The organism is Pseudomonas sp. MOIL14HWK12:I2 (genome assembly GCF_000510745.1).
GTDB classification, from domain to species: domain Bacteria; phylum Pseudomonadota; class Gammaproteobacteria; order Pseudomonadales; family Pseudomonadaceae; genus Chryseomonas; species Chryseomonas oryzihabitans.
Window position 1 is genome coordinate 497,850 of the sequence record NZ_KI783313.1, and the last position, 26,355, is coordinate 524,204.

The window sequence follows — 26,355 nt, forward strand, 5'->3', positions numbered from 1 at the left end:
AGGACGTCCATGCCTTAGAAATTCGAACCCCGGATAGTCCGTCCCGCCTGATCGGGCTGCTGCAGATTACCCGAGGTGGCGGCCTTGGCCGGATTCCAGTCGATCTCGGCGCGCTGGACCGCGGCCGCGGTGAAGCGCTCGTTGAGCTCCGGCGCCAGGCGATGCCCCCAGTAGGCCAGCTTGGCCTTGTAGCCCACGGTGATTTCCTTTTGTGGCTGCAGCAGCGCGCCGACGATGGCCTGCACCGCCTTGTCCGGCGAATCCTTGGTGGGCAGGTCGGCGCGGTGGCCGGTGTAGGTGGCGGCATGGCCCCAGATCGGCGTATCCAGCGCCCAGGGCAGCACTGTCGACAGCTGGATGTTCGGCTGTCGTCCACGGCGCAATTCCTGCTGCAGCACCCGACCGAGACTGAGCACCGCGGCCTTGGATGCCGAATAGGACGCCTGGTAGGCGTGGGGAATCTCGCCGTCCACCGAGGCCACGTTGACCAACCGGCCGTAGCCCTGGCGGCGGAAACGCTGCAGGGCCAGGTGGCTGCCGATCACCACACCCTTCACATTGGTATCCAGCAGGCGCAGGTGGTCTTCCAGGGGCACCTCTTCGAAACGCCCCACCGCCACCACGCCGGCATTGTTGATCCAGCCGTCGATGCGGCCGAAGCGCTGCTCGGCCTGCTCGGCCAGGGCGGTCATCTGCGCCACGTCGGCCACGTCGGTGGGCACTGCCAGGGCGGCCACGCCCAGGGCCTGGACCTCGACCGCGAGGGCTTCCAGCGCCTCGCTGCGCCGCGCGGCCAGCACCAGGTTGGCACCGTGCCGGGCCAGCGCCAGGGCCACGCCGCGGCCGACGCCACTGGAGGCGCCGGTCACGACGATAGTCCGGCCATTCAGCTGCTGGTGATCGATCTGCGGCGAACGCCGGGACGAGGTGCGATTCAGCAGAGCCAGGGCGGCAGGCAGGGCAAGCAACAGCGGCAGGGTACGCATCAGGGGGGCTTCCTCAGGGTCTGTGTCTGAGGTGTGACTCCTGGGCGACCGCGCTGACGTCCCGCAGCGAGACGACCGGGGCCAGCGATGCCGGCGCCCGCCGTTTCGGTTGTCTGCGGTAACCACCGTGCCAGGGCAGCCCCTGCTGGCCATGACCGTTCGGCGGAACGCCTCAGTCCTCGGACTGGCGATGCGGCATCGCGATGCCGTGCAACTTGAGCCGCCGGTAGAGGGTGGCCCGGGACATCCCCAGCGCCCGGGCGGTCGGAATCGCCTTCCAGCGATGGCGGACAAGGGCCGCCAGGATCGCCCGCCGCTCGGGGCTGTCGATCTCGGGTGGCGGCTCGGCGGCCGGCGCGTCACCCATCCGCAGACTGACCGGCAGATGATCGAGGGTGATAAGGGCGCCATCGCACAGGGCGCAGGCGTAGCGCAGCACATTGCGCAATTCGCGCACATTGCCCGGCCAGTCATGGGCCAGGATGGCCTCCTGCACCTGGGGCGCCAGCTCTGGCGCCGGACGCTTGCCGCACTCTTCTTCGAGCAGCCGCCGCGCCAGCGCCAGGCGGTCGGCACGCGCGCGCAGCGGCGGCAGCTGAAAGACGGCACCATTGAGGCGATAGAGCAGGTCTTCGCGAAACAGCCCGGCGGCGACCTGCACCTGGAGGTCGCGGTGGGTGGCGCAGACCAGCCGCACATCCACTCGCCGCGGCTGGGCGCTGCCCACCGGCAGCACCTCGCCTTCGGCCAGCACCCGCAGCAGCCGGGTCTGCAGCGCCAGGGGCATGTCGCCGATCTCGTCGAGAAACAGGGTGCCGCCATCGGCCGCCACGATCAGACCATCGCGACCCTGGCGCTGGGCGCCGGTAAAGGCCCCCGCGGCATGGCCGAACAATTCGCTCTCGATCAGGCTTTCCGGCAGCGCCGCGCAATTGAGGGCGACGAAGGGTCGCCCGGCACGATCGCCACCCTGGTGCAGGCCGCGGGCAAACACCTCCTTGCCGGTGCCGGTCTCGCCGGTCACCAGGATCGGCAGGCCATGGCGATAGAGCCGCAGGGCGGTCGCGAGCGCCTGGCTGACCCGGGGCTCTTCCTCGGGGTCCGCCGCACGCGGCTCGCGAACCAGCGGGATCACCACCCCAAGACGCTGACGCGGCGCCCGTACCCGGGCGTGGAAATGTGCTTCACCCAGGCGCAGGGGTTCGCCATGGTCCTCCTGCAACCGCGCAGGGGCATCGCGACCGAAGAGCTCGTCCAGGCGCTGCGGCAGATAGCCCAGCTGAGCGAGGCAGAGTTGCCGGGCCGGGCGATTCAGACCGGTCAGGCGTCCGCTCTGATCCCAGGCCAGCAGCAAGTCCGGCTGGGTGTCGAGATAGCTGGCCTGGGCATGGCCGCAGAGCACCCAGTCACCCCGGGCGCTGTGCATGAAGTAGGCATTCTCGATGCGCTGGGCGCTGTCGCGGGTGAACTGCTGGATCAGCAGCTGGCTGCGGCGGTCGTCCGGCGAACGCGGCGCCGAGACGTCCAGTACCCCGAGCAACTCGCCGCTCGGCGCGAACACCGGCGCGGCGGTGCAGGTCAGGCCGGTAAAGGCCACGCGGAAGTGATCGGCCTTGTGCACCGTCACCGGCGCCCGGTCGGTGAGCACCGCGGCGACCCCGCAGGTGCCCTCCTCCTGCTCGGACCAGCAGGTGCCCAGGTAGAGCCCGGCGCGGCGGCATTCGTCGTCCAGCCGATCGCTGACCCGGTAATCCAGGGTATGGCCCTGGGCGTCGGCCAGCAGCACGCAGTAGTCGGCCGACTCGACCCGCGCATGCAGGGCGCCCAGCTCGCCATCGGCGACGCGCAGGAAGTCTTCCGCCGCCTGCTGGTGCTGGCGCAATTCGTAGCGCGAGAGTATGCGCGGGCCGCGCAGGCTGCCCGGGTCGAGCTGATACTGCTCGAAGGAACGACGCCAGGAATCGAGGATGCGCACGGGCGGACTGGCCGAGCGCAAGGGCGCACGCAGGGCCTGGTCGATGGCGCGGGCGTGATAGCGGGCCTGGGTAGACAACATGGGCGTCTCTCCCTGAATTCCGGTCATGGCATGGAAGGCCGGTCATTGTTCTGCCCTTCATTTAGCGCCCCCTGGCCCCGGCCTTCAAGTCCGCCGCGGCCTGAGACGAATCGTCTCAGCGTCTCGCCCTGCCGTCGCAGCCCTGAGACGCCCCGGCGCGACGCGCCCATCCCCCCGGACCTGGCCATCCCCCCGCAAAGCCGCACCCAGCCTGGCCTGCAGCGAAACTATAGCGACCTGGCACCCGCCTTGCTCAGGGCTCTGCGACGCTCCCAAGACAACGACAAGAGGGCCAGACCCATGAGCGCACCCCGGCATCGCCGCACGGCTGCCCTGACCGATGGTCCAGGCCTCGGGAGTCAGCCATGCCCATAACCGTCGGCATCCTGCCCAACCCCGCCTCGGGGCGTGACCTGCGCCGGCTGACCGGCAATGCCGCCCTCACCTCCAGCACCGACAAGGCCGGGGTGGTGATGCGCCTGCTGGCGGCCTTTGGTGCCACCGGGGTGGAGCGGGTGCTGCTGCCGCCGGACATGACCGGTATCGCCGCCGCCGTGCTCAAGGCCAGCGGCAGTCGCCAGGCCCGCGAGCAGCGCTGGCCGGAGCTGGTGTTTCTCAATCTGCCGCTGACCCAGACCGTGGACGACACCCGCCGCGCCGCGCGGCTGTTGCTGGCCCAGGGCGCGGCGGTGATCGCCGTGCTCGGCGGCGACGGCACCCACAAAGCGGTGGCCGCCGAGGTGGGTGACCTGCCGCTCTTGACCCTGTCCACCGGCACCAACAACGCCTTTCCCGAATTGCGCGAGGCCACCAGCGCGGGCCTGGCCGGCGGCCTGGTGGCGAGTGGTCGGGTCGATCCGGCGCTGGCGCTGCGGCGCAACAAGCGGCTGCGGGTGGAGGTGCCGGAGCGCGGCATCCGTGACTGGGCGCTGGTGGACGTGGCGGTCTGTCGCCAGGCCTATCTCGGCGCCCGGGCGGTGACCCGGGTCGAGGATCTGGCCGAGGTCTTCACCACCTTTGCCGAACCCTGGGCCATCGGCCTGTCGGCCCTATGCGGTCTCTGGCATCCGGTCGCCCGCAGCGCCCCCCATGGCGGCTGGGTGCGCCTGGAGCCCGAGGCGCCGGCGCAACTGACCGTCCCCCTCGCTCCCGGTGTGCTGGCCCAGGCCGGGATCGCCGCCAGCGGCCTGCTGCTGCCGGACGAGCCACGCACCCTGTCGCTGGCCGCCGGCACCCTGGCGCTGGACGGCGAGCGGGAAATCGAATTCGGCCCCGAGGCGCGTCCGCAGGTGACGCTGGACCTCGACGGCCCCCTGAGCATCGACGTGGAGCGGGTGCTGGAGCTGGCGGCGCAACAGCGCCTGCTGGTCCGCCGCCGGCCCGCGTCGGCCCTCGGCAATCCTGGAGAACAATAAGATGAGCGAGACCGTAAGCGTCGACCAACTGAGCCATGCCTACCGGGTGATGCGCACCATCCGCGCCTTCGAGGAGCGGCTGCACGTGGAATTCGCCACCGGCGAGATCCCCGGCTTCGTCCACCTCTATGCCGGCGAAGAGGCCTCGGCCGCCGGTGTCATGGCCCACCTGGGCCACGAGGACAGCATCGCCTCCACCCACCGCGGCCACGGCCACTGCATCGCCAAGGGCGTCGACGTCTACGGCATGATGGCCGAGATCTACGGCAAGAAGACCGGGGTCTGCCAGGGCAAGGGCGGCTCCATGCACATCGCCGACCTGGAAAAGGGCATGCTCGGCGCCAACGGCATCGTCGGCGCCGGGGCACCCCTGGCCGCCGGCGCCGCCCTGGCGGCCAAGCTCAAGGGCAGCGACGCCGTGGCCGTGGCCTTCTTCGGTGATGGCGGCTCCAACGAGGGCGCGGTGTTCGAGGCCATGAACCTGGCCTCGGTGTGGAATCTCCCCTGCATCTTCGTCGCCGAGAACAACGGCTATGCCGAGGCCACCGCCTCGAACTGGTCGGTGGCCTGCGACCACATCGCCGACCGCGCCGCCGGCTTCGGCATGCCCGGGGTGACGGTGGACGGCTTCGACTTCTTCGCCGTCCATGAAGCCGCCGCGGCCGCCGTGGCCCGCGCCCGGGCCGGCGAAGGCCCCTCGCTGATCGAGGTGAAGTTCACCCGCTACTTCGGCCACTTCGAAGGCGACGCCCAGACCTATCGCGATCCCAACGAGGTCAAGCAGGCCCGCGAGCAGCGCGACTGCCTCATGCAATTCCGCGAGCGGGTGACGCGCTCCGGCCAGCTGCAGCCCGCCCTGCTCGACAGCATCGACCAGGAAGTGGAGCAGCTCATCGAGGACGCCGTGCGCAAGGCCAAGGCCGATCCCAAGCCCGGCCCGGAAGACCTGCTCACCGACGTCTACGTCACCTACGCCTGATCGGAAAACAACAAGGAGCGCCACCATGGCCAGAAAGATCAGCTACCAGCAAGCCATCAACGAAGCCCTGGAACAGGAGATGCGCCGCGATCCCACCGTCTTCCTCATGGGCGAGGATAACGCCGGCGGCGCCGGGGCACCCGGCGAACAGGACGCCTGGGGCGGCGTGCTCGGCGTCACCAAGGGTCTCTATCACAAGTTTCCCGGGCGGGTGCTGGACACCCCGCTGTCGGAGATCGGCTACGTCGGCGCGGCGGTGGGCGCCGCCGCCCGCGGCACCCGGCCGGTGTGCGAACTGATGTTCGTCGATTTCGCAGGCTGCTGCCTGGACCAGATCCTCAATCAGGCGGCCAAATTCCGCTACATGTTCGGCGGCAAGGCGGTCACCCCGCTGGTCCTGCGGACCATGGTCGGCGCGGGCCTGCGGGCCGCGGCCCAGCATTCGCAGATGCTCACCTCCTGGTGGACCCACATCCCCGGGCTCAAGGTGGTCTGCCCGGCCACCCCCTACGACGCCAAGGGGCTGCTGATCCAGGCCATCCGCGACAACGACCCGGTGATCTTCTGCGAGCACAAGCTGCTCTACGGCATGCAGGGCGAGGTGCCGGAGGAGTCCTATGCCATCCCCTTCGGCGAGGCCAGCTTCCTGCGCGAGGGTGACGACGTCAGCCTCATCACCTATGGCCGGATGGTGCACCTGGCCATGGACGCCGCTGCCAACCTGGCGCGCCAGGGGGTGTCCTGCGAGGTGCTGGACCTGCGCACCACCAGCCCGCTGGATAGGGACAGCATCCTGGAAAGCGTGGAAAAGACCGGTCGCGCGGTGGTCATCGATGAAGCCAACCCGCGCTGCTCGGTGGCCACCGACATCGCCGCCCTGCTCGCCGAGCAGGCCTTCGACGACCTGCGCGCCCCGGTGCAGCTGGTGACGGCGCCGCACACCCCGGTGCCCTTCTCCGATGCCCTAGAAGACCTCTATATCCCCGACGCGGCCAAGATCGAGCGCGCCGTGGTCAAGATCACCCAAGGGAGGCAGGCCGCATGAGCCAGATCCATACCCTAACCATGCCCAAGTGGGGGCTGTCCATGAGCGAGGGCCGGGTCAACGCCTGGCTCAAGGCCGAAGGCGACCCCATCGCCAAGGGCGACGAGGTGCTCGACGTCGAGACCGACAAGATCAGCAGCAGCGTCGAGGCGCCCTTCTCCGGCACCCTGCGCCGCTGCCTGGCGCGCGAGGACGAGACCCTGGCGGTGGGCGCCCTGCTGGCCATCGTGGTGGAAGGCGAGGCCAGCGACGAAGAGATCGACGCCGTGATCGCACGGTTCGAGGAAGACTTCGTGCCCGGTGGCGAAGACGCCGCCGAGGCCGGTCCCCAGGCCCAGCGCATCGAACTCGACGGCCGGCCGCTGCGCTATCTGGAGCGCGGTGAAGGTGGCTTGCCCGTGATGCTGATCCACGGTTTCTCCGGCGATCTGGACAACTGGCTGTTCAACCACGAGGCCCTGGCCGCCGAGCGCCGGGTGATCGCCCTGGACCTGCCCGGCCATGGCCAGTCCGGCAAGACGCTGGCCACGGGCGACCTCGCCGAGCTGGGCGCCGCGGTGCTGGCACTGCTCGACCACCTGGACATCCCCCGCGCCGTGCTGGTCGGTCACTCCATGGGGGGCGCCGTGGCCCTGCACCTGGCGCAGGTAGCGCCGCAGCGGGTCGCTGGCCTGGTGCTGATCGGCAGTGCCGGGCTGGGTGCGGAGATCAACGGTGACTACCTCGAAGGCTTCGTCGCCGCCACCAGCCGCAACCAGCTCAAGGGCCCGGTCAGCCTGCTGTTCAGCGATCCGGGCCTGGTCACCCGGCCGTTGCTGGAGGACCTGCTGAAGTACAAGCGGCTGGAAGGCGTCGACCAGGCGCTGCACCAGCTGGCGGGCAACCTCTTCCCCAGTGGCCAGCAAGCCCAGGTGCTGCGCCAGGTACTGGGCGGCGAGATTCCCGCGCTGCTGATCTGGGGCAAGGCCGACGCCATCATTCCGGTCCAGCATGCCGATGGCCTGCCCGCGGCCGTCCAGGTCGAGATCCTGGAGGGCCAGGGCCATATGGTGCAGATGGAGGCCGCCGACCGGGTCAATGCCCTGATCCAGGCCTTTCTGCCCCGCTGCGAACGCTAGAGGAGCCTCGTCATGAAAGCAGCCCGTTTCCATGCCGCCCGCGACATCCGGGTGGAAGACGTCCCGCCGCCCGGCGAACCGGGCCCCACCCAGGTGCTGGTCAGAAACCAGTTCTGTGGCATCTGCGGCACCGACCTGCACGAATACCTGGGCGGGCCCATCTTCATTCCCACCGCGCCGCACAGCTACACCGGCGGCCAGGTGCCGCAGATCCTCGGCCACGAGTATTCGGGCGTGGTGGAAGCCGTGGGCAGCCAGGTGACCGCGGTGAAACCCGGTGACCGGGTCTCCATCCAGCCCATGGTCTCGCCGCGGGACGACTACTACGGCCACCGCGGCCAGTACCAGCTCAGCGAACAGCTGGCGATCATCGGCCTGTCCCATCCCTGGGGCGGCATGGCCGAGTACTCCTTGGTGGAGGATTACAACGCCATCCCCATGCCGGACGACCTCAGCACCGCGCACGCGGCGCTGATCGAACCCACGGCGGTAACCGTCTACGCCACCCACAGGGGCGGCGTGAAACCCGGCGACAGCGTGCTGGTGGCCGGTGCCGGGCCCATCGGCCAGTTGCAGGTCATGGCCGCGCGCGCCGCCGGGGCCACCCGGATCTTCCTGGTGGATCTCAACGACAACCGCCTGGATATGGCCCGGCGCCTGGTGGACGGCCTCATCACCCTCAATCCCGGCAGCACCGATGTGCTACGCGAGGTGCGCGCCCACACCGCCGGTGGCGTTGGAGTGGACGTGGCCTTCGAATGCGTCGGCGCCGAGGCCCCGCTGGGGCTGTGCCTGGAAGCGGTGCGCCGCCAGGGCGTGGTGGTGCAGGTGGGAATGCAGGGCAAGCCGCCAGCGTTGGACGGCTTCACCCTGACCTACAAGGACGTCGACCTGCGCGGCTCCTGGTGCTACTCGACACTGATGTGGCCCCAGGTGGCGGCCCTGATCGCCAGTGGCCAGCTGCCGGCGGAAAAGGTGGTGACCCGCCATATCGCCCTGGACGACGTGGTGGAACAGGGCTTCGAGGCCTTGCTGGACAAGGCCGGGACCCAGTTGAAGATCCTGATCGAGTTGTAGGGCTTTCCCACGCGGCCGGCCGCGTGGGGTTTTTCTCGCCCTACTGGAAGGTCGTCGCGCTAAAGCTCGGGCGTGCGGTGAGGCGCTGGTGGAAGGCCACCAGCCGTCGGTGCGCGGACCAGTCGATCTCCGGCAGGCGAAAGCTCAGGTAGTCCAGGCCGACGGCCACCAGGTAGTGGCTGAAATCGAGGTCCTGTGCATCCAGCGCAGACGTCTCCGCCAAGCGCGCCAGCAGCCGGTCGATGGCCGCCAGTCGGCGGGCACCCAGCACCGAGTCATCCTGAGCCGCACCGCCATGCTTGCGGGCGATCACCGTGCCGAAGGCGGCGTCGATCAGGCCCTGGCCCAGGCCGGCCAATTGCAGCCGTTCGGCCGCGAGCGGACTGCCGCCACCCAACTGGTGCAGATGGACGCAGATCAGCAGGGTCTCGCTGAGGGCAAGGCCCTCGTCGGTGATCAGGACCGGAACCTTGTTGCCCGGGTTGGCCGCCAGCAAGGTCGGATCGTCGTTCCAGGGATCGCTCCACACCAGTGTCAGTCGCGCGCCGAAGCCGGCTTCGAGGGCGGTGACGCGCGCAGCGCGGGCATAGGGCGAGGTCTGGTTCAGCAGCAGTTGCATGGCGGACTCCGGGACACGGGTGGGCAATAAAGACGTGCCCGCCAGTGTAGCCGCTGGCGTACGCCCTCAGTGCGGTCGGGTCACCGTTAGGACCACGGCGGCGATGCGATCGGTATGGGCATAGACGCCGCTCTCCAGTTCTTCACCGAAGACATCCGGGTCCAGCTCGCGATAGCGCCAGGCCACGTCCTGGTCGGCCAGGCGGGTGCGGACTTCCTCCAGGAAGGGATCGCGTCCCTCGACCATGGCCACGCCGGTGTAGAGCAGCAGGGTGCCACCCGGGGCCAGGCGCTCCAGCGCCGTGTCGAGGATGGCCAGCGACAGGCCAGCACCCAGCGCGCCGCCGCCATGACGATAGGCGCGCTCGCCCGGATCGACCAGATAGGGCGGATTGGACAGGATGAAGTCGAAGTCTCCGTCCACGTCCTTGAGCAGATTGCTGTAGCACGCTTGCAGATTGTCGGCTCCGGCCAGCGCGGCATTGACCCGGGTCAGTGCCAAGGCGCGCTGGTTGATGTCCACCGCCAGCACCTCGGCATCGGGCCGCGCCAGGGCGACCAGGATGGCACCGGGACCGGCGCCGCTGCCGATGTCCACCGCGCGGCGGATGGTTCCGGTCTCGAAGCGCAACTGGGCTTCCAGGGCATTGGCATAGCGATAGGTATCGGGGCCGAAGAACACCGCATCGGCCTCGTCGGTGGGATAGGCGGAATGCACGAACAGCTGATCGCCCAGGCTCGATACCCGCACCCGACTGCGCCAGCCGCCCGGTACCTCGGTCAGCAGCTCGGCGGCCGCGAGGGCCTCGATTAGCGACTCCGGCAGCACCTCGCGGGAAAACGGCCGGCTCCAGCCGAATACGCCTTGCAGATCCCGCGCCCAGGCATTGCCGGGTCGGGCATTGACCCGGGCGTGAGAGGCCGGGGTCGGGGTGATGAAGTGATAGTCGGCTGCAAGCAGCGTCTCGACCAGCAGCTCCAGCGCCTTGGTCGGGTCCGGGGTCGTCGCGGGGTGTTCGGGGTGTTCGGGGTGTTCCATGGCCGTCACGGGCAGGTCCTTAGGTGGCAATCGAAATGAAAAAAGGACCCTCGCGGGTCCTGGCCTGGGCGTCAGCCCAACAGCGAGACGAACAGCCGCGTCGCCAGCAGGCCGGCGCGGCTGTGATGGCGCGCCGGCGACAGCTGCTCGATCAGCAGCGCCATGGCGGCGGCGCGACTGGGCTGGCTCGCCAGCCGTTGCTCCAGTGCGGCTTCCTCGCTGTCGAAGTCGCTGGTCTGGGCCCTGCTCGCATTGGCCGCCCCGCCCTGCTCCGCTTCCAGCGCCGGGCACAGGCGTTCCTGCTGGCGCTGGCGGGCGCGAAAGCTCACCTCGCGGCGCGGCAGCACGGCCACCCGCTCGCCAGTGGCCTGCTTGCGGGCGCCGTTGTGCACGAAATCGCCGGCGATCCAGTCGTGGATCAGTTGCTGCTCGTAGGCAGTGAAGACGCCGAACATCTCCGCGCGTTCGCCCTGGATCAGCCGCCAGAAGCGGCTGTTGGTGGGGTCCTCGTGGCGCTTGATCCAGCCCTGTTCCTGCATCACCTGGAGGAAGTCCGGAATCTGCAACGGATCGTATAGCCAGTCGCTGACGCTGCGCCCGCCGATGCGGCAATAGTCGGAATGCACATAGCGGCCGACGCTGCTCTTTTCCGCCAGCACCTCGATCACCGCCTGCTCCAGGTCGAAGCCGGCGATCACCGAGGTGGTGCTGGCGCCCACTTCGTTGAGCAGATAACCCTGCACCACGCGCTGGTAGAAGGCCGCGCGGCCTTCGGCGGGCATGGCGTCGTGCACCGCCTGCAGGGCCTTGCGCGCATGGCCGGTGCCGGCGTTGTCGACGGTCACGTGCAGGGTGAAGTAATAGGGGTCGATGCCCAGTTCGTTGAGCTCGTAAGAGGTGATCAACAGGTGCAGCGGCAGTTGCTCGTAGCCCAGGTTGAAACCCAGCACCTCGGGCAGGTAGTGATCGGCGTTATGGGCCAGGGCCAGCTGGATGGCGCCCTGCACATAGTGGTCGTCGCTCAGGTCGGCGAAGTCCTCGCAGCCGTGGCTGGCCAGCAGCTTGCGATAGAGCACCACGTGATTCTTGTCCGGTTGGCCGTCGCCCAGTTCTTCGAGGTAGATCTGGATGGCGGCGCGATAGCGCAGGTCGTCCCAGTGGGCCAGGGTGCCATAGAGCCAGGCGCCATCCACCAGTTTGGTCGGCGCCACGCCGCGCAGGAAATACAGCGCATGGGCCTTGCTGCCGAAATAGCGGCGCGGCGCCCCGGCCTTGCGTGCGGCCAGGTAGTCGCGGTACTGGGCGCCGACCCGGGCGTTGTTCTCCAGCACCCAGGCCTCCAGGCCGTCGGAGTCTTCCGGCAGGTCGGCGGTCATACCGGCTACCGCCTGCAGCTGGTCGTCGAGAAAGAGACGCGCCCGCTCCTGCGCCTGGGCACCCGGGTGGTCTACCAGCAACGCCTGGTAGAGCGCCTTGGCGGGTTCGAGAGTGACCGGGTTCGAGGCGGCGTGCTGGCCGGTAACGGCTCTTGTCGTGGTCTGCATGAGGGGCACATCTGGCAGCTGATGAATACCTCATTCGGCCCATGGGAGAGACCTAGGTTCCTGACCGAACCCGCGCTGTAGCGTGCCGCCTCGCTTGTGGCCGTCAAAGGCGCAGGCTCGGGAACACTGCCATTCGTCGGCGGCCGGTCCGCGCCGCTTCGCCTGTTGCCACCTTCCTGGCCAGGCGACGGGTGACCCGACGAGGGACCTCATTTCCCACCCTGACAGGCCGATAGCCTGGAAACCCATGCGACCGCCAGGCCCTGCCCATGTCCCCCGCCGATTCCGACGTCGATCTGCGCACCCTCCTCGATTCGATCCAGGAGTTCATCGTCGCCAAGGACGGCCAGGGGCGCTGGCTATTCGTCAATCGCATCGTGCTCGAAGCCTATGCCATGGTCGGCTTCGACTATGTGGGCATCACCGATGTCGAGTTGATCGAGCTGTTTCCGACCCATGCCGAGGCCTTCCGCTACAACATCGACACCGACGAGCAGGCCTGGCAGAACGGCGCGCCCACCCAGATCGAAAAGTCCTTCCTGGGCCCGGACGGCCGCATCAACACCTGGGAAGTGGTCAAGACCCCGCACTTCGATGCCCAGGGTGGACGGCGGCTGCTGACCATCGTCAGTCGCAACGTCACCGAACGCAAACTGGCCGAGACCGCCTTGCAGGAAAGCGAAAGGCGCTTCCGGTCACTGGCCTACCTGGACGCCCTGACCGGCATCGCCAACCGCCGCAGCATCCTCGACCAGATCGCCCATTACCGGGCTGGCGCTGCTGGCCACCTGCCCTGCGCCCTGTTCTATCTGGACCTCGACCGCTTCAAGGCCATCAATGACGAATTCGGCCACGAATTCGGCGATCTGCTGCTGGTGGCCTTCGTCGCCCGGGTCAGCGCCTGCCTGCGGGCCGCGGATCTGCTCGGCCGGATCGGCGGCGACGAATTCATCGTCTTCCTGCGCGAGACCTCCGCCGATGCGGCCCTGGCCCTGGCCGAGCGCCTTTGCCATTCGCTGCAGCAACCCTGGCAGCTGCAGGGCATCAGCCTCGAGACCACCTCCTCCATCGGCATCGCCCATTGCACCGATGGCAGCCTCAATGTCCATGAACTGATCCGCCGCGCCGACGGCGCCCTGTACCAGGCCAAGCGCGCCGGCCGGGCGCGGGTGGTGCTGGCCGAGGCCTAGAGGCGTTCGGTCGGCTGAGCGCGGATCAGGATCTCGCGCTGGCGAAAGGCCGTTTCCAGCCGGCGCCGATAGTCCGCCCACCAGGCCCTGTCCAGGGCCTCGGTCATGACCTCGTAGACCAGCAACTCGTCGTCCTCGACGCGCTCCGCCTCGTCCTGGCACAGGCCCTCCACCGGCGCCCGGCTGAAGGCGGTCAGCCCGCCGAAGCGCGGCACCAGTTCCTCACGGACCTCCTGGAACAGCGCCCCGGGCAGGCGCTGGCCGTCGTTGTCGTTCAGGGGTAGCAGCAACTGGATGAGGTACATGGCCGTTTCTCCTGGGATCTTTCGCTGCAGACCCCCTGGCACCCCTGACCGGTTCCCGGCCGCTGGTCCTGCCATGCCTGCCTGCCGGTAGGCTGGCAACGCAAAGGCCCTGCCGAGGGGCTCTCGGCAGGGCCTTTCCAGGCGTTCAGCTGGATCAGACCGAGAAGCGACCGACCAGGCGATTCATGTCCACCGCCAGGCGCGAGACCTCATGGGCGGCCGCGGCGGTCTGGTGGGCACCGGCCGAGGTCTGGATCGACAGGTCGCGGATGCTGACCAGATTCTGGTCCACCGATCGGGCGACCTGGGCCTGCTCTTCCGACGCCGTGGCGATGAGGAAATTGCGCTCGTTGATCTCGGTGATGGAGCGGGCGATCTCCTCCAGGGCGGCACCGGCTTCGTGGGCGATCTTCAGGGTGGCGGTGGCCTCGTCGCGGCTGCGTTGCATGGCCTGCACGGCGCCTTCCGAACCGCTCTGGATGCCGCCGATCATCTGCTCGATCTCGCGGGTGGATTCCTGGGTTCGGTGGGCCAGGGCGCGCACCTCGTCGGCGACCACGGCGAAGCCGCGACCCTGTTCACCGGCGCGGGCGGCTTCGATGGCGGCGTTCAGCGCCAGCAGGTTGGTCTGCTCGGCGATGCCGCGGATCACATCGACCACGGTGGCGATGCCTTGCGCCTGTCCGGCCAGAGCGACGATCTGCTCGCTGGTGTGGGACACGGTGCTGGTCAGGGAGTTGATGGCATTGACGGTCTCGGTGACGCGGGCCGCGCCCAGGCCGGTGGAGCGCTCGGATTGCTGCGCCGAGGTCGAGGCCGAGGCGGCGTTACGCGCCACCTCCTCCACGGCGGCGGTCATCTCGTTGACCGCCGCGGCAGCCTGTTCCACCTCGCCGTTCTGGCGTTGCAGGCCACGGCTGGCTTCTTCGGTCACGGCATTCATCTCTTCGGCGGCGGACGCCAGCTGGGTCGAGGCTTCGCCGATGTGGCTGACGGTGTCGCGCAGGGTCTGCTGCATCTGCACCGTGGCCCGCATCAGGTCGGCCATCTCGTCGCGACCCTCTGCCACAACCGACACCCGCAGATCGCCTTCGGCAATGCGCTTGTTGATGGCCAGCACCTGGCGCAGCGGCTGCAGGATGCTGCGGGTATAGAGCACGGCCAGCACCACGGTGAGGACCACGGCCACGGCGGAGATGATCCCGAGCAGCCAGAGGTTACGGCTATAGGTCTGGTTGGCCAGCTCGCCCGCCTGCTTGGCGCCGCGTTGGTTGAAGTCACCCAGGGCGACGATCTTCTCCTGCAGGTCGTTGGTCAGCGGACGGATGTTGGCATTGACGTAGGCGGTCCCTTCGCTGGCCGGACGCGTCCGGGCGATGGCAACGATCTCGTCGAGCCGGGCGTCGTAGGCCTTGACGCCGGCGGACACGGCATCGGCCAACCGCTGCTCCTCAGGCGAAGCGACCAGGGCCTGATAGGCCGCCACCTCCTTCTGCAGCTGGCCGCGCGTCTGGGCGATGGTCGCCGCGGCGGTCTGCTTCATCTGGTCGTCCTCCGAGGCCACCATGCGCAAGGTCTCCAGGCGCAGACGGAGCACCAGGGTATCCATCTTGGCGGTCTGGGCGATGCTGGCCATCCAATTGGTCTCGACGTCCTGCTCCGCTTTATAGAGCGAATTCAGGCCGACGGCCGAGGTGACCGCCAGGACCAGCAGCAACAGGGTGACGGCGGCAAAACACACGGCCGAACGGGCCGACAATCTCAGGGTACGCATGGAATGACTCCGGGCAGACAGGGCAGATTCACCTCCTTCTGTTCGGCGTCACCGTCCCTTGACTGAATAGCCACCCATCGCCGATCAGCGGCACCCCCTCGATAAGCTGCAGGCTAGAGCTGGCGCGGCCTGCAGCGATATACACCGGCCCGACGACGGGAGCTCAAGCCTGGCAAAGGACCACTCTAACTCAGGCTAGAATGAGCCTTCTCCACCATCGAAATGCCCATGTCGCCTATTAAGTCCCGCCCTGCGCACCTGGTCCCGCTGCGCAACCGCCTGCTGGCCATCGCCTTCGCCGGGATCGTGCCCCTGGCGCTGATTGCCGGGCTGGGGCTGTGGCTGCTCGTCCATCACCAGCAGCATGAAGCTGAACAGCGGGCGCTGGAATCCAGCCGCCAGGCCGCCACCACCATCGAGAGCGAACTGCGCCGTTCGGTGACCATCCTCCAGGCCCTGGCCGAGTCGCCCCTGCTGGCGGCGGGCGACCTGGAGGGCTTCGCCACCCTGGTCGAGCGGGTCCTGCCGCTGGCGCCGGGATGGCGCTCGGTGCTGCTCGCCACACCGGATGGGCAGGTCATCAAACGGATATCGAGCTTCAAACGGGCGCCGGGGGGGCCTGTCGCCGAGCCGGACAGCTTCGCCGAGGTGATCGCCCAGCGCCGGCCAGTGGTTGGGCAACTGGGCCGTGGCCCCTCCGGCCTGCTCGCCTTTCCGATTAGGGTCCCGGTGTTGCGTGAGGGTCAGCTGAGCTTCGTGTTGACCGCGGTGATGACACCGGAAAGCATCCGCGCGGCGCGTCTGGCCCGCGCCCTGCCCAAGGACTGGGTGGGCTCGGTATTCGATCGCCATGGCCTGCGCATTGCCCGTACCAGTCTGCATGAGGAAAGCCTGGGCGAGCCCGCCCTGCCAGGCCTGGCGGCGATCCTGACGCAACCGGGTGAGGAAGGCGTCGGCACCGCCCGTACCCGCGAAGGCCGCCAGGTCTATACCGCCTTCGTGCGCCTGCCCGATTCCGGCTGGACCGTGACCACCGCCATCCCCACCGAAGAGGTGACCGCGGCCGCCAATCGTTCCTTCGCCATCTATGGCGGTGGCCTGGTGCTGTCGGTGGCTTTCGCCTGGGCGATGGCCCTGCTGCTGTCGCGGCGCATCAGCCAGCCGGTACAGGCGCTGCAGGCCGCCGCCCAGGCGCTGGGCCAGCGCCAGCCACCCGTGCTGCCGGACAGTGACGTCCTGGAAATCCGCCAGGTCGGCGAAGCCCTGCTGGCCGCAGCCGACGCCCGCCGGCTGCTGGAAGAGGAGCGGGACGACTACCTGCGGGGCCTGCAGCGGAGTCAGGAACAGTTGCAGCTGCAGGTCGCCGATCTGGAGGTCCTGCAACGGCTCAATCATCGCCTGCTGCAATTGCCCTCGCTGTCGCAACAGTTGCGGGAGATCCTCGAGGTCCTCTGCCACTTTCATCAGACGTCCCTGGGCTGCGTCTCGCTGCTGGAAGACGGCAAGCCGCCGCAGCTGTATTTCGCGCCGGGCTTCGCGGTCGAGGAGCAGGACCAGTTGGCCGCCCTGCAGCCCGCGGACAGCGCCTGTGCCGCCGCCCTGCGCAGCGGTACCCGCGTGGTGATACCGGAGCTAGCGACCGCGCCGGAGTTCGCCACCCTGGCCACGCTTGGCCGCCGCCTGGGCTTTGCCGCCCTGCATGCCGTGCCCTTGCGCAGTACCCTGCACGGCACCCTCGGCGCGCTCACCGTGCACCTGCCGGAGGCCGGGGAACCCACGCCGCGCCAGCAGCGCCTGGCCGATCTGTGCGCCTCCAAGGCGGCGCTGGTGATCGATCGCGCCCGCATTCAGGAGGCCGCGCTGCACTCGCAACGCCGTCTGCGAGTGGCGCTGGAGAGCTCGCAGGTGTCCTTCGGCATCGCCGTGCCCGCCGCCGAAGGCGGCTTCGTCTGGGACTATCTCAACCCCATCGGCGCCGCCACCCTGGGCCACGACGGCAGCGCCGCGCATCCCAGCCTGCCCTGGGCCGGTCCGCGCATCCTGCAGGCCTGTGGTGAGCACCAGGCCGACGAGGCGGCCTGGTCCGTCGAACTACAGGGCGCCGATGCCAGTGGCACCAGCCGCTGGCTGCAGATCAGCGCCACGCCCTTCGACGGCAACGTGGCGGTCTGGTTTCTCGACATCACAGAGCGCAAGCGCCAGGAACAGCAGCTGCGCGACAACGATCGGCAAAAGGATGAATTCCTCGCCGTGCTGGCCCATGAGCTGCGCAATCCCCTGGCGCCCATCCGCCATGCGGCGGCGCTGATCGCCGCGCCCCAGGCCTCGCTCGAACAGCAACAGCGCAGTTGCCAGACCATCGAGCGGCAGGTGGAACGCATGGGCGCCCTGCTCAACGACCTGCTGGACATCTCACGCATCACCTTTGGGCGCATCACCCTGCACAATGCCTTCGTTACCCTGCAGACGGTGCTCCAGGCGGCGGCAGACGCGGCCCAGGCGCCGATGCAGGACAAGGGTCAGAGCTTCATGCTGCAACTGCCCGAGGCGCCGCTCTGGCTTTACGCCGATACGCTGCGCCTGGAGCAGATCTTCATCAACCTGCTGGGCAACGCCGCCCGCTACACCCCGGCGGGCGGTCGGATCACCCTCGCCGTGCAGGCGGGCGCCGAAGAGGTGCGGGTGGAGATCGCCGACAACGGCATCGGCATCGCGCCCGAACGCCTGACCGATCTCTTCCAGATGTTCGGCCAGATCGATCCGCGCCTGGCGGAACGCTCGCCGGGCCTGGGTATCGGCCTGGCGCTGTCCCGCGAATTGGCGCGGCTGCAGGGTGGCGACATCACTGCGACCAGCGCCGGCCTGGGTCAGGGCAGCCGCTTCACCGTGAGCCTGCCGCTGACCGTGGCGCCTCCGGCGGCAATTGCCGAGCCCGTCGCAGCGGCGCCAACGCTGCCGGCCACCCGGCGGATCCTGGTGGCGGACGACAACCCCGACATCGCCGACACCATCGCTGAATTGCTGGAGCTGGATGGCCACGAGGTACGGGTCGTCTACGACGGCCAGGCGGCGCTCACGCTATTCCAGAGCTATGGCCCCGACATCGTCATCTCCGACATCGGCATGCCGGGGCTGACCGGTCACCAACTGGCCCGGGCGATCCGCGAGATCCCGGCCGGGCAGGCCGTCAAGCTGATCGCCATGACCGGCTGGGGTCAGGCCCAGGACAAGGCCGAGGCCTTGGCGGCGGGCTTCGATCATCATCTGACCAAGCCGGCCGACATGCAGACCCTCTATGCGCTGGTGGGCGGCTAGGCGGTGACCCGGCGCGCGCCGGCCAGCCGCGTCAGGCCATAGAGCGCGGCGCCGACCAGCAGCATCAGGGCGGCACGCCACCAGGTCGCCGCGCCCTGCTGGGCCAGGAGCAGCGCACAGGAGGCCAGGGCCAGCACCGGAAAGAGCCAGTGGACGCGGAAATGCGCGTGTTCGACCCGGTCGCGCTTGAGCACCAGCACCGCCAGGTTGGTGCTGATGAACACCACCAGGAGCAAGAGCACCACTGTCTCGGCCAGCACATCCAGGGTGCTGGTATAGGTCAGGGCGATGGCCACCGCGGTGGTGGCGAGGATGGCGACCCCCGGGGTCTGTCGCCGCGGCAGTACCCGACCGAGCACCGCCGGCAGCAGCCCCTGGCGGGCCATGCCGTAGGCCAGGCGGCTGGCCATGATCATGGTCAGCAGCGCGCCATTGGCTACCGCGATCAGAGCGATGACGGCGAATAGCCGGGTCGGCACGCCCAGCCCCGAGGCGCCGAGGACGTCCATCAGCGGCGCGCCCGAGGCCTTGAGCTGCGCCACCGGCAGCACCAGCGCGGCGCCCGCCCCCACCAGCATGTAGACGATGCCGGCGATGACCAGGGCGCCAAACAGCGCCCGCGGATAGACGCGGCTGACATCGCGCACCTCCTCGGCCAGGTTGGCCGAGGTCTCGAAGCCGACGAAGGAATAGAAGGCCAGCAGCGAGGCGCTGAGAATGGCCACCGTGGCCGAGGGCGCATCCACCTCCAGCAGCCGCGCTGGCTCACCCTGCCCTTGGGCGACGAACCAGGCCGCCGCCACGATGACGATCACCAGGCCCGACAACTCGACCAGGGTCATCACCAGGTTGACCGACAGCGATTCCTTGATGCCCCGGGCATTGAGCAGGCCGATGAGCACCAGGAAGGCCAGGCAGACCCAGCCGGCCGGCCAGGGCACCAGGGCCTGCAGATAGCCACCGGCAAAGGCCACCGCCAGCCCCGCGGCACTGGTGACGCCAGCGGCCAGCATCGAGAAACCCACCAGAAAGGACAGCCAGGGCCGGCCGAAGGCGCGTTCGGCAAAGACCGCCGCGCCGCCCGCCCTCGGGTACTTGGTGACCAGCTCCGCATAGGAGGCGGCGGTCAGCAGGGCGAACAGCAAGGCGATCAGCAGCGGCGCCCAGATGGCACCGCCGACCCGCCCGGCGATCGTCCCCGCCAGGGCATAGACACCCGCGCCCAGCACGTCGCCGAGGATGAAGAACAGCAGCATGGGCAGGGTGATGGCGCGTTTGAGCGCTGTGGTTGCAGGGGAAGATTCCGTGGCCATGGCGTGGTGCTCCTGGAGCGGTCGAAGAGACGGACGCGGGCCCTTGCCGAACCCGTCGCGTGCAACCGTAGAGAGCCCGCGCGCCGACCGGGTTCCAGCCCCTGACCGTTCGTCCCCCGGGCCGGACGGTCAGGCGCGCGGGCACAGCGCGATCCTGGGCCCCGGCTGCCGGCCAGCCGCCGCTGCGCTTGCCCTCGTCTAGCCCGGGAGCCCGCGCGAGCGCACCGTTTCGCTGGCATGCAGCGGTTTTGCCCGGCCACCGGCAAGCCACCGATCCGCCGGGTTTGCCGATCAGCGGCAGGGCCTTTTCGCCCTCGCGGGCCCTTGCCACACTCTCCGACTTTTTGCGGTCGAACGACCCTGAAGATCCCTTCCCCCGAGGATGCCCAGCAAGATGAGTGAGGGACCCCTGGCCACGCTGACGCGCGCCGAACTCGAAGCCGAGGTGCTGCGCCTGCGCGCCGCCTTGCAGGAGGCCCTGCCGGACAAAGACGCCCCCCGCCGCCCCAGCAAGGCACGCAGCCGCGCCGTGCTGGAAAGCACCACCCAGTTCGCCATCGTGGTCTGCGACCGCGAGGGGCTCATCACGGACTGGAATCCGGGCGCCGAGCAGGTCATGGGCTGGACCGCCCAGGAGATGATCGGCCAGGATGCCTCGCGCTTCTTCACCCCTGAGGACCGGGCCAACCGTCGTGCCGCGTACGAGATGGCCAAGGCGTTGCGGGATGGCAGCGCCATGGACGAGCGCTGGCACCTGCGCAAGGACGGCCAGCGCTTCTGGGCCTCGGGCGAGATGATGGCCCTGACCGACGACGACGGCGAGCCCCTGGGGTTCGTCAAGATCCTCCGCGATCGTACTGTCGAACACCTGGCGGGCCTGGCGCTCAAGGAAACCCAGGAACGCTACCGGTTGGTGGCCGAAGCCACCAACGACGCCATCTGGGACTGGGACTTCAGCACCGGCCAGGTGCGCTGGAACGAAGCCCTGACCACGGCCTATGGCCACGCCCCGGAAGCGGTGGACTCTACCGGCAACTGGTGGCTCGCCCAGATCCATCCGGACGACCGCACGCGGATCGACGCCTCCATCCATGGGGTGATCGATAGCGACGGCCTGGTCTGGACCGACGAATACCGCTTTCTGCGTGCGGACGGCTCCTATGCGCTGGTGTTCGACCGCGGTCGGGTGATCCGTGATGTCTACGGCCGCCCCACGCGGATGATCGGCGCCATGCTGGACATGAGCCAGCTGCAGACGGCGGAAACCGCCCTGCGCAAGAGCGAAGAGCGCTTTCGCGCCATCATCGAGACCATCGGCTCGGCCTTCGCCATCGTCCAGGTCAAGTTCGACGCCGACGACAAGCCCATCGACTACCGCTTCCTGGAGGCCAATCCGGCCTTCGAACGCCAGGCTGGGGTCAATCTGCGCGGCAAGTGGGTGACCGAGTTCGCCCCCAACCTGGAGCAGTTCTGGTTCGACACCTATGGCCATGTGGCCAAGACGGGCGAACCGGCGACCTTCGAGAATTACGCCAATACCTTCGAACGCTGGTTCGACGTGCGCGCCGTGCGGGTCGGCGACCCGGACGAGCGCCAGATCGCCATCCTCTTCAGCGACGTGACCGAGCGGCGCAACGCCGAGGAACGGCTGCGCATCAGCGAGGCCCTGGCCCGGGAAAACATCGAGCGGGTGCAGCTGGCGCTTTCCGCGGGCGCCATCATCGGCACCTGGCACTGGGACCTGCCGACCGACAGATTCACCGTGGACGAAGCCTTCGCCACGGTCTTCGGCCTCGACCCGCAGCTGGGCCGCGAGGGCCTGAGCCTGGCGCAGGTGGTCACCAACGTCCATCCCGATGACAAGGAGGGCCTCGCCCGGGCCATCGAGGTGGTGATCGCCCAGGCCGGATCCTTCGCCCATCAGTACCGGGTGCGCCGCGCCGACGGCCACTACTACTGGATCGAGGCCAACGGCCGGGTCGACCATGCCGCCGACGGCACGCCGCTGCGCTTTCCCGGCGTGCTCATCGACGTCGAGGAGCGGCGCGCCATCGAGGCCGAGCGCGACAAGGCCCTGGCCGCCCTGCGCACCCTCAACGACACCCTGGAGGTGCGCGTGGCCGAACGTTCGGCCGAGTTGATGCAGGCCGAGGAAAAGCTGCGCCAGGCGCAGAAGATGGAAGCCGTCGGCCAGCTCACCGGCGGCCTCGCCCACGACTTCAACAACCTGCTGGCCGGTATCTCCGGCGCGCTGGAACTGATGGAGACGCGCATCGCCCAGGGTCGGCTGCGCGAACTCGATCGCTACCTGGTGGCCGCCCAGGGCGCGGCCAAGCGCGCCGCCGCCCTCACCCACCGGCTGCTGGCCTTTTCCCGGCGTCAGACCCTGGCGCCACGACCGGTGGACGTCAACCAGCTGATCGATGGCCTCACCGACCTCATCCAGCGCACCGTGGGTCCGAGCATCCAGGTCGAGACGGTCGGTGCCGCCGGCCTCTGGCCCGCCCTGGTGGATCCCAGCCAGCTGGAAAATTCGCTGCTCAACCTGTGCATCAATGCCCGCGACGCCATGCCCGACGGCGGCCGCATCACCATCGAGACCGCCAATCGCTGGATGGATCGCGAGACCGCCCGCGCCCAGGATCTGCCGGAAGGCCAGTACCTGTCGCTGTGCGTGACCGATACCGGGGTCGGCATCCCGCCCGAGGTGGCGGCCCGGGTGTTCGAGCCCTTCTTCACCACCAAGCCCATCGGCCAGGGCACCGGCCTGGGCCTGTCGATGATCTATGGCTTCGCCCGCCAATCGGGCGGCCAGGTGCGGCTCTACTCCGAAGTCGGCCAGGGCACCACCCTGTGCATCTATCTGCCGCGTTACCTGGGCGAGGCGCCGGCCGACGAAGACCTGGCCACGCGCCTGGACATGGCCGGCAGCGCCCAGGGCGAGACGGTGCTCATCGTCGACGACGAGCCAACGGTACGGATGCTGGTGGTGGATATCCTCGAAGACCTCGGCTACGCGGTGATCGAAGCCGCCGACAGCCTCACCGGCCTGAAGATCCTGCAGTCCGATGTGCACCTGGATCTGCTGATCACCGACGTCGGTCTGCCCGGTGGCATGAACGGCCGGCAGATGGCCGATGCGGGACGCCAGTCACGCCCGGGTCTCAAGACCCTGTTCATCACCGGCTATGCCGAGAACGCCGCCATCGGCAACGGCCACCTGGACCCCGGCATGGAGATCCTGACCAAGCCCTTCGCCGTGGACACCCTGGCGGCGCGGGTGCGCGAGATGATGGGCGGCTAGCCCGCCCCGCTAGAAGCTGGCGCCGATCTTCAGCGCCACCGTATAGCCCTCCGCCCGGTTGCGCGTCTCGAATTCCTTGTAGGCGTGCAGCCAGATGGCCGGCAGCCCCGAGGCGGGGTCGAAGTAGCTGAGCGCCGGCCCCAGCGCCAGGGTGCGGGCGCGGTTGCCGCGGGTCAGGCCGGGGGCGTCGTCGTCGCTGAGCTGGCGGTAATAGTAGCCACCCAGCCCCGCCGTCCAGGGACCGACGTGCTGCCCGACGGCGAATTCGTGGCGATACTCCACCCCGCTGCGGTAGTCGGTGGCCGAGTTGCGCGCATTGATGTCTACCTGGAAGCTGGACGACAGCTCCAGTCCGCTGGGGCTGATGTAGCTGGCGTTGAAGATCGGCGAGACCGTCCAATGGTTGGTCCCGGGACTGACCAGGCGATTCTTGTCGTAGTCACCGGTGGGCGCCTGGATCGACAGCTGGGTGTTGATGCCGACGCCGGGCGCCGGCTCCCAGGCGAGGATCAGCGGGATCAGCTGCAGATCGGCCGGGCGGAACAGCTCGGCGCTGTCGCTGAACACCCGCTGCCCGCCGGCGTTGATACCGAGGTCCGCATCCATGCGAAAGAACACCGAGACCGCGCCGAAGCCGTAGCGCGCGCCGAACAGCTGCTGATCGGTCATGCGCAGATAGGCCAGGCCGATGGCCAGGACGTTGATGTTGAAATCGTTGCCATCGTCCCGGCCATGGCTGTCCTTGATCACCCGCGCCTGGTAGTCGCTGAAGCGCATGCCGATCGTACCGACGGGCGTCGACGGCGGCATGAAGCCGGCGCCGAAGTCCTGCACCCCGGCGGCGGTGGTCGGCATGCCCTTCTCGGTGGCGTGGGTGGTGGCGGCCAGCGCCGCGAGTGACAGGACGGCGGCGCGGGTCAGCATTCCGGGCAGAGACGGCATGGCGGGATTCCTCAGGGCTTTCGAGCGGGCGAGCGAGGCCTCACCGGGCGCGCGAGGCGCCCGGTCTTGGCGTAGGGATCAGGGGGAGATCAGTCCGGCGCGGCGGCGACCTGTTGCGCGATCTGCGCCTTGCGGTTGACGCCGAGCTTCTCGTAGATGCGCCTCAGGTGATGACGGACCGTGGCCGGCGCCATGCCCAGGTTGCGGGCGACTTCCTTGTAGGTCTGGCCGAGGGCGAAGCACTGGGCCACTTCCAGCTCGCGGGCACTGAGGCGTTCCGCCGAACTGCGCCGGCGCGCCTTGAGCAGCAGCAGATCGCCCAGCGGCTGGGCCTCGAGCTGCAGGGTACGGCCCTGGTAGGTGCCCTGGGGGTCGCAGGCGGGCGGCAGGCGATTGCCCTGCCAGCCCTCCCACTCCCCCGCCAGCAGGGCGGCGAAGCCGGGCTCCATGGACAGCAGCACGCCATAGCGATCGCACACCGCCAGGGCCAGTTCGTCGAAGCTGCCCTGGCTGTCTCTCAGGGTCGCCAGGGTGCGCAGGCAACTCTCGCGCTCGGCATGCAGCAGGTGCGGCATCAGCCATTCCACCAGCTGGCATTCCAGGGCGGTGAAGGGGGTGGCGGGATCTTCTCGGAACAGCGTGAGGTGCACGCCCAGGCGGGTCTGGTCGTCGGTGAGCACGATGCGCAGGCCGTGGGCCAGGCCATACCGCTGCCCCAGGGCGGCCAGGCTCGGCGAAGCCGTCAGGTCGCGGCAGTCGAACACCTGGCAGCGCCCCTGCACCAGGTGCAGGTCGCCCAGGGTGCGGTCGTCGGCCTTGAGGGCATCCCATTCGCGGGTATAGCTGCCGGGCAGCCCCAGCAGAAAGGTGCTGTGCGCCACGGGGACGCCGTCGCGCCAGGCGGAGTTGCCCCACCAGGCCTTGTCGAAGGCGACCAGGCGCTGCAGCTGCACCAGGGCCTGGGCATGGAATTCGGTGATGGCCCCGCCCCGCAGGCGGGCTTGCAGCGCCAGGACGACCTGGCTGAAGCGCGCGACCACGTCGCTGGGCACACTGCAGGAAACGACGGCTGACTGATCCATGCTACCCCCATTGTTTTGATTGTCTGGGTAGGATGCCGGCCCCCTGACGGGGCCTGGCTTGGGTCCGAGTCTACCGTACCGCGGCGGCGCGCCTATCGTTCAGATGCAGGATAGGCCGCCCTCAGCCACGGGCGCGCCCACGCAACGGCCGCGGGCTAGCCGGGGTCCAACAGCCGCCGCCATCGTTCATCTGATCGATAGACCCGCCCCAAGCCTGCGGCGAGGCTGGCGGCGACCCGGCGTCCATCCTGGCGCCCGGGACCACAGGAGAAGCCCCATGCCCGACGTCTTCGCGCGCCTCACTCCCGAGGTGGCCGGCCTGCTGGCGCAGCTGGCCGCCCACCCGCAGCCGCCGCTGGACAGCCTCACCCCGGCGCAGGCGCGCGCCGCCTATGTGCAGCTGAATCGTGCCCTTGGCCTGCCGCCGGCGCCGGTGACGCGGGTGGACGAACTCAGCGCTCCCGGTCCCCTCGGCCCCATCCCGCTGCGTCTCTACCGCCCCTATGCGGAAGACGATCGACCGCGCCCGCTGGTGGTCTATCTGCACGGCGGCGGCTGGGTGATCGGCGACCTGGACAGCCATGATTCGCTCTGCCGCCAGATCGCCCTGGGCACCGGCTTCGCGGTGCTGGCGGTGCACTATGCCCTCGCCCCCGAGCATCCGGCACCGGCGAGCCCCGACGATGTGCTGGCCGCCCTGCACTGGCTGGCCGAGGCCGGCAGCGCCCTGAATCTCGATCTCGACCGCGTCGCCGTGGCCGGCGACAGCGCCGGCGGCGGCCTGGCGGCCATGGCCGCGCTGCACCTGCGCGAAGGACCGCTCAGGCTCAAGGCCCAGGTGCTGATCTACCCCGGCGTCGACAACACGCCCGAGGCCTGGAATCACCCCTCGCGCATCGAGAACGCCCAGGTCCCGCCGCTGACCCGGCCGATGATGGACTACTTCTCGGGGATGTATCTCCAGGACGTGGACACCCGCGATCCGCGCGTCTCGCCGCTCTATGCCCCCTCCCACGCCGACCTGCCGCCGGCGCTGATCTTCGGCGCCGAATGCGACGCCCTGCGCGATGACGCGCGCCTCTACGCCCAGGCGCTGATCGGCGCCGGCAATGCCGTGGAGTACCACGAGTTGCCGGGCATGATCCATGGCTTCATCGAGATGCTCGGGGTGCTGCCAGGCGTGCGCTGGACCCTGGAAAGGATGAATGCCTTTCTGCGCGAGCACCTGCAGCAGGCGGCCTGAGGCCGCCCGC

General features: G+C 69.0%; 19 protein-coding genes. 9 read left to right on the forward strand and 10 right to left on the reverse strand.

Translation table 11 applies throughout. From position 1 onward, the window contains the following. Nucleotides 1-14: 14 nt before the first annotated feature. Nucleotides 15-986 carry an SDR family oxidoreductase gene (locus PSK12I2_RS0118645; protein WP_027599565.1) on the reverse strand — a complete coding sequence of 324 codons (972 nt, stop codon included), beginning with the start codon at nt 984-986 and terminating at the stop codon, nt 15-17. Between the two features lie 172 nt (nt 987-1,158). After that, nucleotides 1,159-3,042: a sigma-54-dependent Fis family transcriptional regulator gene (locus PSK12I2_RS0118650; RefSeq protein ID WP_027599566.1), complete on the reverse strand. Its 1,884-nt coding sequence runs from the start codon at nt 3,040-3,042 to the stop codon at nt 1,159-1,161. A gap of 365 nt (nt 3,043-3,407) precedes the next feature. Between PSK12I2_RS0118650 and PSK12I2_RS0118655 the strand changes: the two genes are divergently transcribed. From PSK12I2_RS0118655 to PSK12I2_RS0118675, 5 genes are read left to right on the forward strand one after another with little or no spacing between them, the layout of a single operon-like run. Next, nucleotides 3,408-4,457: an ATP-NAD kinase family protein gene (locus tag PSK12I2_RS0118655; protein ID WP_027599567.1), complete on the forward strand. Its 1,050-nt coding sequence runs from the start codon at nt 3,408-3,410 to the stop codon at nt 4,455-4,457. Nucleotide 4,458: 1 nt separating this feature from the next. Then, entirely contained in the window at nt 4,459-5,436 is a 978-nt protein-coding gene (locus PSK12I2_RS0118660; RefSeq protein WP_027599568.1) for a thiamine pyrophosphate-dependent dehydrogenase E1 component subunit alpha, read from the forward strand. Between the two features lie 25 nt (nt 5,437-5,461). Further along, nucleotides 5,462-6,481: an alpha-ketoacid dehydrogenase subunit beta gene (locus PSK12I2_RS0118665; RefSeq protein ID WP_027599569.1), complete on the forward strand. Its 1,020-nt coding sequence runs from the start codon at nt 5,462-5,464 to the stop codon at nt 6,479-6,481. Then, nucleotides 6,478-7,599: an acetoin dehydrogenase dihydrolipoyllysine-residue acetyltransferase subunit gene (locus PSK12I2_RS0118670; protein WP_027599570.1), complete on the forward strand. Its 1,122-nt coding sequence runs from the start codon at nt 6,478-6,480 to the stop codon at nt 7,597-7,599. Before PSK12I2_RS0118665 ends, PSK12I2_RS0118670 begins: the two co-directional genes overlap by 4 nt. A gap of 12 nt (nt 7,600-7,611) precedes the next feature. Continuing rightward, entirely contained in the window at nt 7,612-8,676 is a 1,065-nt protein-coding gene (locus PSK12I2_RS0118675) for a 2,3-butanediol dehydrogenase (RefSeq protein ID WP_027599571.1), read from the forward strand. 40 nt (nt 8,677-8,716) lie between these two features. Here the strand turns inward: PSK12I2_RS0118675 and PSK12I2_RS0118680 are convergent, their stop codons facing one another. From PSK12I2_RS0118680 to PSK12I2_RS0118690, 3 genes are all read right to left on the reverse strand, one after another. Further along, nucleotides 8,717-9,295 carry a glutathione S-transferase family protein gene (locus PSK12I2_RS0118680; protein WP_027599572.1) on the reverse strand — a complete coding sequence of 193 codons (579 nt, stop codon included), beginning with the start codon at nt 9,293-9,295 and terminating at the stop codon, nt 8,717-8,719. Between the two features lie 66 nt (nt 9,296-9,361). Further along, nucleotides 9,362-10,333 carry a class I SAM-dependent methyltransferase gene (locus tag PSK12I2_RS0118685; RefSeq protein WP_051398757.1) on the reverse strand — a complete coding sequence of 324 codons (972 nt, stop codon included), beginning with the start codon at nt 10,331-10,333 and terminating at the stop codon, nt 9,362-9,364. A 71-nt stretch (nt 10,334-10,404) separates the two neighbouring features. Continuing rightward, nucleotides 10,405-11,877: an iron-containing redox enzyme family protein gene (locus PSK12I2_RS0118690; protein ID WP_027599574.1), complete on the reverse strand. Its 1,473-nt coding sequence runs from the start codon at nt 11,875-11,877 to the stop codon at nt 10,405-10,407. A 269-nt stretch (nt 11,878-12,146) separates the two neighbouring features. Here PSK12I2_RS0118690 and PSK12I2_RS0118695 point away from each other — a divergent pair, with 269 nt between their 5' ends. Continuing rightward, a complete protein-coding gene (locus tag PSK12I2_RS0118695; RefSeq protein WP_027599575.1) occupies nt 12,147-13,067 on the forward strand; it encodes a GGDEF domain-containing protein in 921 nt (306 codons plus the stop codon). Here the strand turns inward: PSK12I2_RS0118695 and PSK12I2_RS0118700 are convergent. Then, entirely contained in the window at nt 13,064-13,372 is a 309-nt protein-coding gene (locus tag PSK12I2_RS0118700) for a hypothetical protein (RefSeq protein ID WP_027599576.1), read from the reverse strand. The genes PSK12I2_RS0118695 and PSK12I2_RS0118700 overlap by 4 nt on opposite strands. Before the next feature lie 154 nt (nt 13,373-13,526). Continuing rightward, nucleotides 13,527-15,146, reverse strand: coding sequence for a methyl-accepting chemotaxis protein (locus PSK12I2_RS0118705; RefSeq protein ID WP_007158569.1), 1,620 nt, complete (start codon nt 15,144-15,146; stop codon nt 13,527-13,529). A 228-nt stretch (nt 15,147-15,374) separates the two neighbouring features. Between PSK12I2_RS0118705 and PSK12I2_RS0118710 the strand changes: the two genes are divergently transcribed. Then, the gene (locus PSK12I2_RS0118710; protein WP_027599577.1) at nt 15,375-18,461 is read left to right on the forward strand and encodes an ATP-binding protein; all 3,087 of its coding nucleotides are present in this window, start codon (nt 15,375-15,377) and stop codon (nt 18,459-18,461) included. Here PSK12I2_RS0118710 and PSK12I2_RS0118715 read toward each other — a convergent pair. Further along, complete coding sequence (locus PSK12I2_RS0118715; RefSeq protein WP_027599578.1) at nt 18,458-19,774, reverse strand: APC family permease; 1,317 nt, start codon at nt 19,772-19,774, stop codon at nt 18,458-18,460. The two genes, PSK12I2_RS0118710 and PSK12I2_RS0118715, sit on opposite strands and share 4 nt — an antisense overlap. A gap of 394 nt (nt 19,775-20,168) precedes the next feature. Here PSK12I2_RS0118715 and PSK12I2_RS0118720 point away from each other — a divergent pair, with 394 nt between their 5' ends. Next, nucleotides 20,169-23,078, forward strand: a complete 2,910-nt coding sequence (locus tag PSK12I2_RS0118720) for a PAS domain-containing protein (RefSeq protein ID WP_084222118.1) — start codon at nt 20,169-20,171, stop codon at nt 23,076-23,078. A 9-nt stretch (nt 23,079-23,087) separates the two neighbouring features. On the opposite strand, the gene PSK12I2_RS0118725 is transcribed toward PSK12I2_RS0118720, so the two are convergent. Both PSK12I2_RS0118725 and PSK12I2_RS0118730 read right to left on the reverse strand, forming a co-directional pair. Next, nucleotides 23,088-24,002, reverse strand: a complete 915-nt coding sequence (locus PSK12I2_RS0118725; RefSeq protein ID WP_027599580.1) for a transporter — start codon at nt 24,000-24,002, stop codon at nt 23,088-23,090. A 107-nt stretch (nt 24,003-24,109) separates the two neighbouring features. Next, the gene (locus PSK12I2_RS0118730; protein ID WP_037007843.1) at nt 24,110-25,102 is read right to left on the reverse strand and encodes a helix-turn-helix transcriptional regulator; all 993 of its coding nucleotides are present in this window, start codon (nt 25,100-25,102) and stop codon (nt 24,110-24,112) included. A gap of 277 nt (nt 25,103-25,379) precedes the next feature. Here PSK12I2_RS0118730 and PSK12I2_RS24125 point away from each other — a divergent pair, with 277 nt between their 5' ends. Next, nucleotides 25,380-26,345, forward strand: a complete 966-nt coding sequence (locus PSK12I2_RS24125; protein ID WP_037007844.1) for an alpha/beta hydrolase — start codon at nt 25,380-25,382, stop codon at nt 26,343-26,345. The last annotated feature ends 10 nt before the right edge of the window (nt 26,346-26,355 follow it).